14 protein-coding genes are annotated in these 16,327 nt (G+C 57.4%); 12 read left to right on the top strand and 2 right to left on the bottom strand.

Annotated features, from left to right (window positions below; genetic code table 11):
- Positions 1-363: 363 nt before the first annotated feature.
- Positions 364-804 (bottom strand): hypothetical protein, encoded by a 441-nt coding sequence (locus PQG80_RS23755; RefSeq protein WP_271754152.1) that lies wholly within the window; start codon positions 802-804, stop codon positions 364-366.
- A gap of 99 nt (positions 805-903) precedes the next feature.
- On the opposite strand from PQG80_RS23755, the gene PQG80_RS23750 reads away from it, so the two are divergent.
- A complete protein-coding gene (locus PQG80_RS23750; protein WP_271754151.1) occupies positions 904-1,611 on the top strand; it encodes a PAS domain-containing protein in 708 nt (235 codons plus the stop codon).
- Positions 1,612-1,971: 360 nt separating this feature from the next.
- Positions 1,972-4,563 carry a ubiquitin carboxyl-terminal hydrolase family protein gene (locus PQG80_RS23745; RefSeq protein ID WP_271754150.1) on the top strand — a complete coding sequence of 864 codons (2,592 nt, stop codon included), beginning with the start codon at positions 1,972-1,974 and terminating at the stop codon, positions 4,561-4,563.
- A 12-nt stretch (positions 4,564-4,575) separates the two neighbouring features.
- Here PQG80_RS23745 and PQG80_RS23740 read toward each other — a convergent pair whose 3' ends face one another.
- The gene (locus PQG80_RS23740) at positions 4,576-5,466 is read right to left on the bottom strand and encodes a LysR family transcriptional regulator (RefSeq protein WP_271754149.1); all 891 of its coding nucleotides are present in this window, start codon (positions 5,464-5,466) and stop codon (positions 4,576-4,578) included.
- A gap of 135 nt (positions 5,467-5,601) precedes the next feature.
- On the opposite strand from PQG80_RS23740, the gene PQG80_RS23735 reads away from it, so the two are divergent.
- From PQG80_RS23735 to PQG80_RS23690, 10 genes are all read left to right on the top strand, one after another.
- Positions 5,602-6,792 carry an acetyl-CoA C-acetyltransferase gene (locus PQG80_RS23735; protein WP_271754148.1) on the top strand — a complete coding sequence of 397 codons (1,191 nt, stop codon included), beginning with the start codon at positions 5,602-5,604 and terminating at the stop codon, positions 6,790-6,792.
- Positions 6,793-6,823: 31 nt separating this feature from the next.
- Positions 6,824-7,519: a CoA transferase subunit A gene (locus PQG80_RS23730; protein ID WP_271754147.1), complete on the top strand. Its 696-nt coding sequence runs from the start codon at positions 6,824-6,826 to the stop codon at positions 7,517-7,519.
- A 23-nt stretch (positions 7,520-7,542) separates the two neighbouring features.
- Positions 7,543-8,205 (top strand): 3-oxoacid CoA-transferase subunit B, encoded by a 663-nt coding sequence (locus PQG80_RS23725; protein WP_271754146.1) that lies wholly within the window; start codon positions 7,543-7,545, stop codon positions 8,203-8,205.
- A 14-nt stretch (positions 8,206-8,219) separates the two neighbouring features.
- On the top strand, positions 8,220-8,996 hold the full coding sequence (locus PQG80_RS23720; RefSeq protein WP_271754145.1) for a 3-hydroxybutyrate dehydrogenase: 777 nt from the start codon (positions 8,220-8,222) through the stop codon (positions 8,994-8,996).
- Between the two features lie 434 nt (positions 8,997-9,430).
- Entirely contained in the window at positions 9,431-11,416 is a 1,986-nt protein-coding gene (locus PQG80_RS23715; protein ID WP_271754144.1) for an ABC transporter substrate-binding protein, read from the top strand.
- Positions 11,417-11,520: 104 nt separating this feature from the next.
- Positions 11,521-12,519: an ABC transporter permease gene (locus PQG80_RS23710; protein ID WP_271754143.1), complete on the top strand. Its 999-nt coding sequence runs from the start codon at positions 11,521-11,523 to the stop codon at positions 12,517-12,519.
- Between the two features lie 3 nt (positions 12,520-12,522).
- The gene (locus tag PQG80_RS23705; RefSeq protein WP_271754142.1) at positions 12,523-13,668 is read left to right on the top strand and encodes an ABC transporter permease; all 1,146 of its coding nucleotides are present in this window, start codon (positions 12,523-12,525) and stop codon (positions 13,666-13,668) included.
- A 30-nt stretch (positions 13,669-13,698) separates the two neighbouring features.
- Positions 13,699-14,754, top strand: coding sequence for an ABC transporter ATP-binding protein (locus PQG80_RS23700; protein WP_271754141.1), 1,056 nt, complete (start codon positions 13,699-13,701; stop codon positions 14,752-14,754).
- Complete coding sequence (locus PQG80_RS23695) at positions 14,735-15,772, top strand: ABC transporter ATP-binding protein (RefSeq protein WP_271754140.1); 1,038 nt, start codon at positions 14,735-14,737, stop codon at positions 15,770-15,772. Before PQG80_RS23700 ends, PQG80_RS23695 begins: the two co-directional genes overlap by 20 nt.
- Positions 15,744-16,319 (top strand): HAD family hydrolase, encoded by a 576-nt coding sequence (locus PQG80_RS23690; RefSeq protein ID WP_271754139.1) that lies wholly within the window; start codon positions 15,744-15,746, stop codon positions 16,317-16,319. The genes PQG80_RS23695 and PQG80_RS23690 overlap by 29 nt, the downstream gene beginning before the upstream one ends.
- The last annotated feature ends 8 nt before the right edge of the window (positions 16,320-16,327 follow it).

Genomic DNA, 16,327 nt, shown 5'->3' with positions numbered 1-16,327 from the left:
CGCCAATGGTACTCGGACCGCAGGGTCCCGGGAGAGTAGGACGCCGCCAGGCCGACAAGCAGCACAAGAGAACCACCTTCTTCGGAGGGTGGTTCTTTTTGTTGTGTATGGAGTTGGTGTGCGGAATATGGGTGAGGTTTGGGAATAAGGCGGATGTTGAGAGTCGATCATCGAAGGATGCTATCCGATTCGAATGGTGCCAAATCAACCGTGAATAGCGGATTGTCTGTCCGTAGACGAGCTTGAAAAGACAATCCTCTCGAAATAAAGAAACTATAGTCCCCATGTATTCAACTGCCTATCGCAATCGACAACGAGCGTATCCGTCCGCAAAAGCTTCGGTGAGCGGAGGCGGGTTAATTCCTAACGGAGCGCCCCGAATTCATTCGCGATATCTTTTGCTCTCTGGCCGTTCTCCTGAGGCACGATGGCGGTCAATAAGATATCGGTGCCGGTCACCATATTGCCTGGCCCGCCTGCGCTTAGCCCGCTCGCGCTTGTGCTGGCTGCGGCCAAGATCCCGGCATCGCGACTAAAGTCGCCGCCTAACGTAAGCGCGCCAAGGCTTGGGATATCTCCTGTGATCGGATTATCGGGATTGACGCCGTCGCCCGGATAACCGTCGAAGCGGTCCACCTTAGCTTCGATTACGTTGAACTCGCTTTTCATTTTGGCCAAAGCTTGCTCCGCTTGATCCGGGGAATTAAAGTAAACCATTACGGCGGTCTCATTGTTGGGTAACACCACGATCTCTCCTTCGACTTCGGTTGTGGTGTTCAGTTTACCCCTTATTTTTAATTTCATGACTCCCGTTTTGATTCATTTACCTTTTGAGAACCCAAAATACAGTTTATAATTAGCCTACGCAATATTCATTTAACGTGCGGCAAAAGGCGGTAAACCATGCTTCTTAACGATTTGCTCACCTCACCGGAGCGATTTCATTCCTACTTCAATCAACATCCGGATGGATTGTTGATCGTCGACTTTCGGAACCGCATTCAACATGTCAATGCTGCCGCTTTAGCCCTTACGGGTTATGCGCGAGAAGCGTTGCTGCAGGTTTCCGTCGATCAGTTCCTGGATTCGTCGGGCCATGCTCGTCATCTACACGGTCACATGGTTGATACGAAGATCACAAATGTGCCGCTCCGAATTGGTGACCGAAAAGTCGGCGAGCTCATCACGATGAAAAAAATGACACCCCGACAGATCAAGCGTGACGGAATAGCGGATGTACAGGAGATATTCACTTTCATGTTGGAAAGATCCCCTTACATCATTTCTTCTTTTTCGCCTGATGGGGTATTTACATACGTTTCGCCGACGGTCACTGCTTTGCTCGGCTATTCCCCGGAGGAGGTCGTGGGCAGGCATTCGGCCGCTTTTAATCATCCTGACGAAATCTTGAGCCTGGTGGAATACCGCAGCCTGTCGTCCATCGAGCGGGATACGGCTAAGTTTGTAGGTCGCGTCAGGTTAAAGAACGGCGATTACCGTTGGTACGAGACGACGTCCGAATATATACGGAACGAGTGCGGCGATGTGATCCAGACGATCAGCGTCGGACGAGACATTACGAGGACGGGGACTATGCCGCTGGGCAACTGACAGTGACGGACAGCAGCAGCAAGAGCGCCGATAACCATCGTGAACAATCAAAGATAGAATAGACCACTCCAGATAGACAGGGGGTTCATCATGGTGAGCGGTACTGAACGTTCGGCGCGGTCCGCGGATCGTTCGTCCGAGCGGCCACCCGAGCGCGCAAGGGATCACGCTGTCCAGAGAACCGCCGAAGCTGTGCACGGAAAAGCTCCGAGTCCGACCTTCGGTACGGCGGCCTACTTGACGCGAATGCAAGGTACAATCGGCAATCAGGCTGTGCAGCGCATGCTCGCTGCCTCTTCGGGCACAACCATTCAGCGAATGAAAGACAAAGATGGCTCATGCCGCAGAATGTTGGAGGCCATGTACCGGGGGATTTACGAGAAGCTAGGCAAGAGACTGGGAAGGCTTAGTCCTTTTCCTAAACCGAGCGACGGCTCCGTAAAAAGGAAAATCGTCGCGGCAGTCGCCGCCGCTAAAGACGAGGACGACGCGCTCGAGCACTTGGCGGACGATCTGCGGGACACTTACTTCTCCTCATACGACAATGCGGAGAAGGACAGGTGGCGCAATAACATTGTGGATGCCGGCAAAGAAGCGAAAAAGGAAGCCGCGAATTACGAAAAGGAGAAAAAGAGGGACCTCGATTCGCTGAACGAGGGGAAGACGGCGGACCCAGTCTCGGAGGAGGAAAACAAACGCAAGCGCCCCCGGGTTTCGTGGGAGGGGAGTGCGGCGTTTTTCGAAAATAAGGAGAATCTCGATCTGATTCGCAAGCGGCTTGCAGATGATAAATTCCGCATGGCTGTCATGTCCGCTTCAAAGTCTGCGCACGGGCGAATCGTCTCCATGTCCCGCCCCACGATAGCGAAGAGGGCGAAGCACAACGCGCTGGTGGAAGAAGAAAAGCCGATGGGAATGTCCGAAATGCTGTCTGCGCAGCAGAACTACACCCAGGTAACGACCGGAGACGCGCTTCTGCTCGAGAAGATCGACGACGAGAACAAGGTGACGATGACCCGCAAGGGGGGCCAGGAGATCGGCCAGCTCGGGACTTATCTAAGCGATACGAGGACCAAGCAAAGCGTGCTAAAGACCGTCAAAAAGATGATCGGTCCGAAGCTGACGACCAAGGATCTATCCAGGGCCGTCGAAACGCGGGATCGGGGACGCATAAGCAAGCAACATAACTTGAAGGGCAAGTCGCTCCGCAATGTGCGGGCGCTGCGTCACCTGCATGCCGTCGAGCGGGACAGGGGGCCTGAGGTGTCGATCTCGACCGCGATGGAGCAGCGCATGGCTTCGCTCGGCTATTCCCACATTACCGACTACATCGAGAAGCACCCCCTTGCCCCGCCCAAAGCCACGACAGATTTGCGGTCGGCGCGGGAGCAAGCCGAGAAGAATGGAAACAGCGGCATGGACTACGTCCCCAAGGATCTTCAGGAACGGGCTTTCGGAACGCTGGACAGGTTCGCGACGGAAGCGTTCAAGAAGCCGCCGGAGGACGATCCGTCGGTAGGGCTGCTGCTCCGCGAGCTGGCGAAGGCGCCCGACCCTTCGGCGGTCAAGGACGGCGAGAAAAAGGAAGACAACTTGACCAAGGCGATGACGCTCGGCATGATGTCGCCCGTCTGGTCTTGGCCGGACGACGAGAAGCACGAGCAGGAAGACAATTATATGCGTATGTTCAACGAACTGATCGGCAGTCTGGACGGCGCATCGGGAACGGACGGCAAGACAGACGGGCTGACAGCCCCAACGACCGGGGGACTGACGGGCGTTAAGACTGACGGAGCGCTTGACGGCAAGTCGGCTGTCAACGCTGCGGCGAGTCGGGATCTTCCCGTCAAGGGATTGCCGAACCAACTGCGCGAATCCAAGGTAGACGGCATGGAGTCGATTAGCGACTGCTTTATCAACGCCGTCATGCAGTTGATGGCCGAACCGTACGCCGATTACTTCGACGTCTCCAAGCATGCGCTCAGGCAACGGGAGAAGCGTGCCGTTCAGGTGAAGGTCGCGACCGCGATGAACATGATCCGGGGCGTCGATCCGCAGGATCCCGAGGCCGTTGGCAAGCTTCGCGAGTCGCTGGTTGCTGCCCACATGGTGGAGGGAATGACCGGACAAGAGGACGCTTCGGAGCTCATGCTGGGGCTGCTGCGCGCCGTCACGGATCTCTCCGGCATGCTCATCGCGATTCCCGATCGGGTTCCCATCGAGCACGCGATCGCCGGCGAAGGCGAGACCCTGCAGGACGTGGCGAACCGGACGCACAGCGACTTGGGCAAAATGCAGATGCTGAATACGCTGCTTGACACGACTCCGATTACGTCGGTCGTGCAGTCGACCATCACCATCAAAAAGTCGGAGCCGGATACGGACCATTATGCGGACAGACCGGTGTACACGGGCGGCAGCCGACCGAACAACGCGGAAAAGGGTCCCGGGTTCGAGGTTATCGACCTCGATACATTCGACGACTTCGACAAATACTTGCACCATACGTTCGGAGACGGAGCTATGCACAGTACCTTGGGTCCTACGGACGTCTACCATGCCTCCAACGACGGGGCGCCAGTGAAGGTATCCGAATATACCGAGCAGAAGAAAACTCTGAGGTTGCCGGATGTGATGACCTTCAGCTTGAAAAGATTTAAGCGTACCAAAAGCGGCGTAGCCAAGAATAACGACGACTTCCCGATGCCGGCGCAGTTCAAGCTGACCGAGCATTCGGGAGGCCGAGGAAAGGAGAAGACGTTCGAGCTGACAGGATCGGTACGTCATACCGGAGACACCGAGGGCGGCCACTATACCGCCGACGTCTCCCGCGCGAACAAGTGGTACCACGCCGACGACAGCTCCGTAACCGAGAAGGAGGGTGCGGATGACGGTCTGGCGCGTGCGGGTTATATTTACACGTACCGGAAGTCCGCCGAGAGAGATCTATAGCCGGTTGCGGGGCTAAAGGGTATCGGCCTGCCACTGCCTCATGAATTGAATCCAGCCTCTGGCCGCATGGGATAAGTAACGATCGCGCGGCCAGATCGCCGCAATGTCCCAGCGGATCGCGGGGCGGGTAACCGGAATCACCGCCACCGACTCCGATCGTATCTTCTGCGCAGCCGTATCCGGCAGCAGGGCCACGCCCAGCCCGGCGCCAACCATCTCCGTCATAAAGTCCCACTGCGAGCTTTCATAAGCGATCTTGGGCTCAAATCCCTCCTGAATGCAGGCTTCTCTCACGCGATCATACAGAGAGAAGCCTCTTTTAAACATAATAAACGGTTCCTCTCTCAGTTCGGATATACGAACAGAAGCGCTGGAAGCAAGCGGATGACTCGCATTCAGTACCAAAGACAGCCGACGCTCGGTCAGCGTGAACGATTCGAATTCCTCCTCGTCCACGGGCAGTACGACGATGCCAAGGTCGAGCTTGGACTCGCTCAAGAGCTGCTCCACGATTTTGCCGCCTTCTTCGACCAGCCGCAGCTGTACGCCCGGATATTCGGCGCGGAAGCCCGCGATGATACGTGCAAAAAAACTGGCCCCGATGACGGGCGGCAAGCCTAATAACAGCTCGCCTCTTTGCAGCTGTTTACCCTCGTTCAGCGTGTCCAACAGATCCTGGGACATGGAGAGGGTCGCCGCCGCATGCCGAAGCACGATCTCGCCGTCGTCCGTGAGCCGCAAGTAGCGCGTCGTGCGGTCGAATAAAACGACGCCGAGTTCGTTTTCCAGGCTCTTGATGGCCCTGCTCAGCGAAGGCTGGGCGATATGCAACGACACCGCCGCTTTAGAAAAGCTCTGCAGCCTCGCCACCTCTGCAAAATAACGCAGTTGTACGAATTCCATCTCCGGACTCCTTTCTTTTATTCAAAAAACAAATAAATCATATTCAATATCTATATTTTACACATAAATACTTGAGCTCTACAATGGAGAACAAGAAGCGAGAAGTTAAGTTGACAGTAAAGGAGACGTCCGCGCATGAACGGTCACGAAGTTGTCATTGCAAGCGCAGCCCGAACCCCGATCGGGCGGTTCAACGGCATGTTGAAGGACGTATCGGCGGTACAGCTTGGCGCATCGGCGATTCGAGCTGCAATCGACAGAGCGGGTATCCCGGCCTCGCTCGTGCAGGAAGTGTACATGGGCAATGTTCTCCAGGCGGGATTAGGGCAGAACCCCGCCAGGCAAGCCGCGCTGGAAGCGGGACTCGCATTCGAAACGCCCGCGACGACCGTTAATCAAGTGTGCGGGTCCGGTCTGATGTCCGTATATCTGGCGAGCCGATCGATTCAAACCGGCGAATGCGATGCCGTAGTGGCCGGCGGAATGGAGAGCATGAGTCAGGCTCCTTATTTGCTCCCTGGCGCGCGAGCCGGCTATGTCATGGGGGATCGTGCGCTGACCGACAGTATGATCAAGGACGGCCTATGGTGCGCAGTCAACGATTACCACATGGGGATTACCGCGGAAAATGTAGCCGTGAAATACGATCTTACGCGAGAGCAGCTCGATGAGGTCGCCTTCGCGAGCCAACGGCATGCGGCCGAAGCTTCGAGCAACGGCGTCTTCGCGGAAGAGATCGTAAGCGTCGCGATCCCCTTAAAAAAGGAGCCGTCCAAGGTCGCCGATCAAGACGAACACATACGCCCGGACACCACGCTTGAAACGCTTGCCAAGCTGCGTCCGGCATTCAAGTCCGACGGCTTGGTCACCGCAGGAAATTCATCCGGTATCAATGACGGCGCCGCTTCCGTGCTTGTGATGAGCAGGGCGCGAGCTGCGGAATACGGCGTCCGGCCGCTCGCTGTCGTGCGCGCTTTTGCCGTTGCGGGCGTAGACCCGGCTTATATGGGAACGGGACCGATCCCGGCTGTCGAGAAGGCTCTTGAGAAAGCGAGGCTCCGAATCTCCGACATCGACCTGATCGAGATAAACGAAGCCTTTGCCGCGCAGGTCGTTCCGTTTATCCGGCACTTTGGTCTGGACGAGAGCAGGGTCAACGTCAATGGGGGCGCGATCGCCCTCGGACACCCGATCGGAGCGAGCGGTGCGAGAGTGCTGGTTACCCTGCTGTACGAGATGAAGAGGCGCAAGTCTACCTACGGACTGGCTGCCCTATGCATCGGCGGCGGCCAGGGAATCGCGGTCATCGTGGAACGCTGCGGCTAGCGCGGGGAACGATGGAGGGAGGAGCGACGCAATGAAGATCATTCATCATTCGTTTATGGAAGCGATTGCAGATATTAAAGACGGAGCGACGCTCATGGTCGGCGGATTCGGTCTCGTGGGCATCCCCGAGAATCTGATCATCGCCCTGTCCGAGTCCGGCACGAAAAACTTGACGGTCATCTCCAATAACTGCGGCGTCGACGACTGGGGCCTCGGTCTGCTGCTGCGCAACAAGCAGATCAAGAAAATCATCGCGTCGTATGTGGGAGAAAACAAGGAATTCGAACGGCAAGCGCTGTCCCGCGAAATCGAAGTCGAGCTCGTGCCGCAAGGCACGCTTGCCGAGAAGATCAGGGCGGGCGGAGCCGGCATTCCCGCTTTCTATACGCCTGCCGGCGTAGGCACGCCGCTGGAGGCGGGCAAGGAATCGCGCGTGTTCGGAGGAAAAACCTACTTGCTCGAAGAAGCGTTGACGGCGGATTTTGCCCTGATCCGGGCGTACTCGGCGGATATCTATGGAAATCTCACGTACAACAAAACGGCCAGGAACTTCAACCCGATCATGGCGACTGCGGGACGCGTCACGATCGCGGAGACGGAAAGGTTGGAGAACGCCGGCACGCTGGATGCGGATCGGATTCATACGCCAGGCATTTACGTACACGCGCTGGCGGTAGGCGAGCAGCGCAAGCGCATCGAGAAGCTGATGATCGCCAAGCAAGCTTAACCTATCACGCGAGGAGGACCACGATGACTGCAGCAGCTGGGCGAGAACGTATCGCCGCGCGCGCCGAGAAGGAGATCGCGGACGGATATTACGTCAATCTGGGGATCGGCATGCCTACATTGGTCGCCAGTTATATTCCGCAGAATAAGCGGGTATGGCTGCAATCCGAGAACGGATTGCTAGGCATCGGGCCTTATCCCGCTCCGTCGCAAGTCGACCCGGATCTGATCAACGCGGGCAAAGAAACCATTACGGCCGTTACCGGCGCTTCCTATTTCGACAGCGCCGCTTCCTTTGCCATGATCCGCGGCGGTCATATCGACCTTGCCATCCTGGGAGGCATGGAGGTGTCCGCTTCGGGAGATCTGGCCAACTGGACGATACCGGGCAAGATGATCAAAGGCATGGGCGGCGCGATGGACCTGGTCCACGGCGCCAAGCGGATCGTGATCGTCATGGAGCATGTGAGCAAAGACGGCACGCCGAAAATACGCGAGCGCTGCACGCTTCCCCTCACAGGGAAATCCGTCGTCAACCGAATCATCACGGATCGCGCCGTCATAGATGTCACGGCTGAAGGGTTGATGCTGATGGAAACCGCCGCAGGCTTCTCGACCGGCGACATTGAGGCAACGACCGATGCAAGGCTGCGCATATCCAAGCAGGTACGCGTAGGCGCGTATTAAAAGGGGGAAGCGGGATGGCAGACAAACGCGTGACATTCGTGACGGGAGCGGCCCAAGGCATCGGCTTCGAGATCGGACGGCGCTTGGCGATATCGGGCGCGAGAGTCGTATTGACGGATCGGGACGAAGGCGCCGTTGTTCATGCAGCAGAGGGGCTGCGCCAGTCCGGACTCGACGTACGCGGGCTTCGGCTGGACGTCACGAACGAAGAAGATATCGTCCAGGCGGTCCGCAGCGTCGAGAGCGACTGGGGCGGCGTCGATATTCTGATCAACAATGCGGGCATGCAATTCGTCTCCCCCGTCGAGCGATTTCCGACCGAGACGTTCGAGCGCATGATCCGAATTATGCTAACTGCGCCCTTTATGCTAATCAAACAGGTGGTACCCGGCATGAGGGATAGGCGATTCGGCAGAATCGTCAACGTCTCGTCCATAAACGGCCTCGTCGGTTTTGCCGGCAAATCCGCTTATAACAGCGCGAAGCACGGCGTCATCGGCTTGACCAAAGCCGTAGCGCTCGAGACGGCGGCGGATGACATCACCGTCAATGCGCTCTGCCCCGGCTACGTTGATACGGCGCTGGTTCGCAATCAGCTCACCGATCTCGCAGCGCTGCGCAACGTGACTGTCGAGGCCGCCTTGGAACAAGTGATTCTGCCGCTCGTTCCGCAGCGGAGATTGATCGACATGCACGAGATCGCGGAGCTCGCGCTCTACTTGTCCGGCGAAGCCGCCCGCGGCATCACGGGTCAGGCCTTGGTGATCGACGGAGGTTACACGGCTCAATAACGATAGGGACGGCAAAGGGGAGCGGCTTAAAAGCCGCTCTTTTCCTTTGAAAGCTAGATAAAGCGATATTAAATCGAATGATCCGATTCACTCGGCGCGCGATTCGGATCGCGGTCGGGAGTTAGCCGAGACGATCTTGCATAATCATTGTCCGATGTTCCTATGGACAACCAAATCAGATTTATCGTTGCCAATTCGAATTTTTTCTTATATGATGATAAAGCGCTTACAGTTTCCTTTACCTGGGATTAAACCGGTTTAATTGTATCTTGCCTTTAATCCGGATTCCAGGCAAAAATTCGGTCCCAAATTAAACCGGTTTAAAATGATTGAGAGGTGAACAGCGAGGTTACAGGCAGCTACGATACAACCTAGAAGCATCATCTGAATGACGATCCATGGTGGATTACGAGCTCATTAATGGAGGGGTTCATTTGAAACAGGGGAAGTATCTTGCAGTATTTTTGGTCTTGATTACCATTATAACCGCGGGCTGCAGCAATAATAACGCGAAAAATACGGCTGTTCAGACGAACCAAACCCCGAAAGAAACGAAAGCGGCCCCGAATAGCGAGCCGGCGCAGTCACAGGCATCCGGAACCTCGGCCAAGGAAGCGCCGATGCTCGTCTCGCTCGTGTCGGCGGGAACGCTGCCTCCGCTGGAGGAGCGGCTGCCGGAGAAGCCCGACGTCATGGTCGAGCCGGTCGTCGACGAGATCGGACGATACGGCGGGAAATGGACGATGGCATGGACGGGTCCGGGAGACAAATGGGCGGTCGGGCAGCCCACCGAGGAAGCGCTCTTCCGGTTCAACAAGGACGGCAGCGGCATCGAGCCGAATGTCGCCAAGAGCTACGAGGTCAACGAAAATTCCACGGAATTCACCATCCACCTCCGCAAAGGCATGAAGTGGTCGGACGGCGTTCCCTTCACCGCGGACGACGTGTTGTTCTACTGGGAACACATGCTGACCAAGGAAACCTTCGGCAAGAAAATCTACGATGCCTATTATTCGGTCGATCCGGTGAGCGGCGATAAAGCGCTGGCAACCGTCACCAAGGTCGACGATTACACCTTCAAGGTCGTGCATAAGTACCCCAGCGTGCAATTCCTCGAGCGGGTCGCGATCGACAACAAGTGGTTTTTCGCGCCGGCCCATTTCCATAAGACCATTCTTCCCGAATTCGTAGGCGAAGCCAAAGCGCTCGAGATCGCCAAGCAATGGGGCTTCGAGGATACGACCTCCTTCCTGAAGGAGACCGGCTATTACTACTGGCTGTATCCGCAGATCCCGACACTGCGCCCGTGGGTGGCTAAAAACGACCCCAACGGCGACCAGTTCATCATGGAACGCAATCCGTACTATTGGAAGACGGATGCGGACGGCAAGCAGCTTCCTTACATGGACCAGCTCGTCGCTACGAAAATTCAGGATCCTAGCCAGCGATTGCTCGGCACGCTCGCAGGCGACTTCAACTTGTCGACGTTCGGCGCGCAGGACTTTACCGTACTGAAGGAAAACGAGAAGAAGGGAGATTTCCGCGTCATCCCTTGGCAGCAGCCGGCCTGGTCGACCTCGGGCATCCAGCTCAACCAGACGGTCGCCGATCCCAACCTTCGGAAGCTGTTCCAGGACATCCGTTTCCGGGAAGCGCTCTCCGTCGGGGTGAACCGCAGCGAGATCGCGGAGATCGTCACGAACGGGATCGCCGATCCGATCCAGGCGTCCGTGCCGGAAGGGCTGGTCGGCTATCAGGACGGTTGGGCGGATCAATGGGCGGCCTTCGATCCCGATCGCGCGAACGCGCTGCTCGATGAGCTCGGACTGACCAAGCGGGATAAGAACCAATTCCGGTTGTTCGAGGACGGCAAGGACGTGACGATCACGATCATGGATTCGTCGCAGGACAATGCCAAATTCACCGAGCTGCTCAAGAAATATTACGAGGATATGGGCATCAAGACGAATGTAAAAATCGTCGATCAGGCTACCCTTCAGGAGCTCAAGTACTCCAACCAGGTTCCGGCCAGCATCGAGAATATCTCCGTCGTGAACGTCGCTTTCCGTCCCGACACCCTGGTGCCGCTGCGCGTGCTCACGCCGTGGTACGGCCAATACGGGTTGTTTGTGTCGACGGGCGGTAAAGAGGGCGTGAAGCCGGAGGGAGACGTCGCGAAAATCCTGGAATACTGGGATCAGATCAAAGCGGCCAAAACGACGGAGGAGATCAACAGCCTCAGTACCGAGATCGTGAAGCTGCATATGAAAAATCAATGGATCATCGGCTACGCGGGTCCGACGCCTACTTTGGTCGTAGCCTCCAACAAGATGGCCAACGTGCCGCAGAATATGATCTGGGCGGATGAGTTCCGTTCGCTGGGAGCGGCTCACCCCGCACAATTCTTCCTGAAGGGATAATGCATCCGAAGCCGGGCCGCCAGGGAAGCGTTTCCCTCCTGCCTTGACGGCGCCGGGCCGGCGATGGATTTTTCTGAGAACGGCATGGGGAGGCTCGGATAACAGTGCTACAGTACACATTGAAGCGAATATTGCTGGCCGTCCCGGTCGTAATCTTTATCTCGGTTATCGTATTTTATATCATCCAGCTTCCGCCTGGCGATTACGTATCCAATTATGCCGCGGAGATGTCGGTCGCCGGCGAAGTGTTCACGCAGGAGGACATGGCGGCGATGCGGGCGGATCTGGGACTCGACCGTCCGGTTTTCGAGCAATATTTGATCTGGGTCAGGGACATTGTCGTGCATGGCGATTTTGGCTTTTCCTTTAATTACAACAAGCCGGTGATGGCGGTCATTCAGCAATACATGGGCCTCACGCTGACGGTATCGCTGGTCACGATGGCCTTTCAGTATCTCGTAGCCATACCCGTCGGCATTTATTGCGCCGTCAAGCAGTACTCCGCAGGAGACTACTTCTTCTCGGGACTCAGCTTCTTGGGGATGGCGACGCCGCACTTTCTGCTTGCGGTCATTCTGATGTTCCTCTCGTATACCTGGTTCGGGGACCCGCTGCTCGGCCTGTTCTCCGCCGAATACGTGAATGCGGCCTGGTCCATGGACAAGGCGATGGATCTGGCGAAGCATATGGTCATTCCCGTCATCGTCATCGGCTTGTCCGGGACGGCCGATCTGATCCGCGTCATGCGCGGTCAAATGCTGGATGAGCTGAACAAACCGAATGTCGTCACCGCAAGGGCCAAGGGACTGTCCGAGAGGAAGATCCTGCTTAAATATCCGACGCGCGCGGCGCTTAACCCGATCGTCAGTACGTTCGGCTGGTCGCTGACTTCCATCTTCACCGGTTCTACCATCACGGCCATCGTACTGAACCTGCCGATCCAGGGACCGGTGATGTTCAATGCGTTGCTGGGCCAAGACATGTATCTGGCAGGGACTTGGCTCCTGTTCATGGCACTGCTCACCGTGCTGGGAACCTTGATCTCGGACATTCTGCTCGCCTGGCTCGATCCTAAAATCCGTACGGAATTCAGAGGGACGTAACCGATGAAACCCATGACCGTATTCGGACGACAGAAACCGGCCAACCTGGAGCCGGAAGGTCGCAAAGACGTCAATTACAGCTCGCAATGGCGGCTGATGGTACTCCGGTTCAAGAAGCATAAGCTGGCCCGGATCAGTCTGGCCGTTCTTGCGCTGCTGTATGTATGCGCGCTGCTCGCCCAATTTCTGGCTCCTTACAGTCTAGAGAGCTATGACAGCAAATACGTGAACGCGCCGCCCATGAAGCTGCGTTTTGTCGACGCGGACGGGAAATTCCACATTCGCCCTTTCGTTTACGAGCTGCAGTCGACGCGGGACCCCGACACGATGCGGAAAATCTTCGCGTCCAATCCGGAGAAGCGGTACGCGCTGAAGTTTTTCGTGAAGGGCGAGCGCTATAAATTTCTGGGCGTCATCCCGACTTCCACGCACTTGATCGGCGTCGAGCAGCCCGGGCGCATCTTCCTGTTAGGTACGGACGCGCTTGGACGAGACATGTTCTCCCGCATCCTGCTCGGCAGTCAGGTATCCCTGAGCATCCCGCTTGTCGGCGTCGGGATCAGCTTTATCCTGGGCTTGATCATCGGCGGCGTCTCCGGCTATTTCGGAGGGTGGATGGATTCGGTGATCCAGCGCATCATCGAGATCATCCGATCGTTCCCGACGCTGCCGCTGTGGATGGCGCTATCCGCCGCGATTCCGCCGCGCATCCCGGTCGTCCGCATGTATTTCTACATCGTCATCATCTTCGCCTTCATCGAATGGACGGGACTGGCGCGGGTCGTGCGGGGCAAGTTCATCTCTCTGAAAAACGAGGACTACGTCGTGGCGGCCAAGATCGCAGGCGTCGGCGACGCGAAGATCATCGCGAAGCATCTGCTGCCCGGGTTGATCAGCTACCTCGTCGTCGCTACGACGCTGGCCATTCCCGGCATGATTCTCGCAGAGACGGCTATGAGCTTCCTCGGTCTAGGCATCCGCGCTCCCGCTACCAGTTGGGGCGTGCTGCTGCAGGAAGCCCAGCAGATCGAGAATATCGCGTTGTATCCGTGGAAAATCATTCCGCTCGCCACGGTCATCATCACCGTCCTGACGTTCAACTTCCTGGGCGACGGTCTCCGCGACGCCGCGGATCCGTACAAGCGATAGTCCAAAATAAGGTCGCAGCGAGGGATATCTATGACGACTCAAACCGCGCACGCGCAGCAGCCGCTGCTGCGCGTGCAAGACCTGAAGATCCGGATTCGGCTGGATAACGGCGTCATGCAAGCCGTGGACGGCGTCGACTTCGAGATCCGCCAGGGACAGACGCTGGGGCTGGTCGGCGAGTCCGGCTGCGGCAAGAGCTTGACCAGCCGGGCGCTGATCGGCATCAATCCCAAGGAATGCGAGACGACGGGCGACATCACGTTCATGTCTCCGTCCGAATCGGGCAAGCCGGTGGAGCTCCTGTCTCTGAATCCGAACGGCAGACAGATCCGCGCCATCCGTGGACGCCGGATCGCGATGATCTTCCAAGAGCCGATGACGGCGTTCTCGCCCATGTATACGATCGGCAATCAGATCATGGAAGCGATCCTGCTCCACCGCACAAAGAACAAGAAGGAAGCCAAGAAGATCGCGCTCGAGATGCTGAGCAAGGTCGGGATCTCGGATCAGGAAAAGCGGTTCGACCAATACCCGCACGAATTCTCGGGCGGCATGCGTCAGCGCGCGATGATCTCGATGGCGCTGTCCTGCAATCCCGAGCTGCTGATCGCCGACGAACCGACGACCGCGCTGGACGTGACGATCCAGGCGCAGGTGCTTGAGCTGATGAAGGAGCTCCAGCAGGAATTCGGCATGGCCATTCTGCTCGTAACGCATGATCTCGGCATTATCGCGGAGATGTGCGACGAGGTGGCGGTCATGTATCTGGGCAAGATCGTCGAGCAGGCGCCGGTGAAGGAGCTTTTTGCCAATCCCAAACATCCTTACACCAAAGGCTTGCTTAAGTCGATGCCTCGGCTTGGCGGCGACCGGAGCAGGCGGCTGGATTCCATCGAAGGCTCCGTGCCCGTTCCCATCGACATGCCGCCGATGTGCGGATTCTACGACCGCTGCAAGGATCGCATCGATGGCGTGTGCAACCGGATGGCGGTGCCGGCGACCCGCATCGCCGACAACCACACGGTCAGGTGCTTCCTGTATTCCGAACCCGGGGAGGCGAACAGCCATGTCCAGGCCCATCCTTGAAGTCAAAGGACTGAAAAAGAACTTCCAGGTTAAGTCAAGGAAAGCCCTGTTCGCGAAGCCAACCTCCGTGCAGGTGCTGAACGATATCTCCTTCGAGCTGCGGGAGGGCGAGACGCTAAGCATCGTCGGCGAGTCAGGCTGCGGCAAGACGACGCTGGGCCGCTGCATCGTGCGGGGCATGTCAGCTTCGTCCGGAGAGGTGATCTATCATGCCCCCGGCGGCGAGACGGTCGATTACCTGAAGCTGAACGGCGCAGCGTCCAAGAAGTTCAGAAAAGACATCCAGATGATCTTCCAGGATCCTTATTCCTCGCTCAGTCCGCGGATGAGCGTATTCAACATCATCTCCGAGCCGCTGATCGCCAACTTCAAGCTATCACGAAGAGAGGTGGAGGAGAAGGTCTCGTCCATCGCGATGCAGACCGGCCTGAACGTCAGCTACCTCAGGCGATACCCGCATGCCTTCTCCGGGGGGCAGCGGCAGCGGATCGCCATCGCGCGGGCGCTTGTCACCCAGCCGAGACTAATCGTCTGCGACGAGGCGGTGTCGGCGCTGGACGTCTCGATCCAGGCTCAGATCATCAACCTGTTAAAGGATCTGCAGCAAGAGTTTAAAATAACGTATATCTTCATCTCGCACGATCTGTCGATCGTAGAGAACATCTCCGACCGGGTCGCCGTTATGCACTTGGGCAGAGTCGTGGAGCTGGCGTCCGTCGAGTCGATGTTCCGCCAGCCCAGGCATCCGTATACGGAGGCGCTGCTGTCCGCCGTTCCGCAGCCGGATCCGGAGCTGAAGAAGAACCGCATCATTCTGGAGGGCGAGGTGCCGAACCCCGCCAATCCGCCGAGCGGCTGCCACTTTCACCCGCGCTGCGCCTACCGGACGGAGAAGTGCGTGAAGGAGTCGCCCGCCCTGCGGGAGATCGGGAATCAACATTACGCCGCTTGCCATTATGCCGAAGAGCTAACCTTAAGGAGCGCGAGAAATGAACCGAGAACAGAAGAGGGACACTGAGCGCAAGGAACTGATTATATTCCTCGATTGCGGCGATACGATCATTGACGAGGGCACCGAGGTCCGCGACGAGCAGGGCACGGTGATCGAGGGACGGGTGATCCCGGGCGCAGACGTCATGGTCCGTACGCTGGCCGAGCGCGGATACCGTCTCGCCATCGTAGCCGACGGCTCTGCGCAGTCCTTCAAGAATCTGTTGACGCAGAACCAGCTTTACGATTATTTTGAAGTGTTGATCTATTCAGAGCAGATGAAGGTCGACAAACCGAATCCACGCATGTTTAAAGCGGCGATGGGGGCGATGGAGCTATCCGAGCGGGACCTTCCCAGGATTATCATGGTCGGCAACAACCTGGCACGCGACGTTCGCGGCGCGAACCAGGTCGGGATCACCAGCGTCCATCTGAACTGGACGACCCGATACCCGCGCACGCCGGCCGATCCGCTCGAGCAGCCGGACTATTCAATCGCAGAACCGCTGGAACTGTTGGACCTGGCAGAGCGACTCAACGGGGAGCTTCAAGCCGGCAGAACCCGCGCGATCTGAAGGGGAGC

The organism is Cohnella rhizoplanae, assembly GCF_948329515.1.
GTDB lineage: Bacteria > Bacillota > Bacilli > Paenibacillales > Paenibacillaceae > Cohnella > Cohnella rhizoplanae.
Note: the sequence above shows the minus strand (reverse complement) of the source record. Positions and strands in the feature narration are given on the sequence as shown.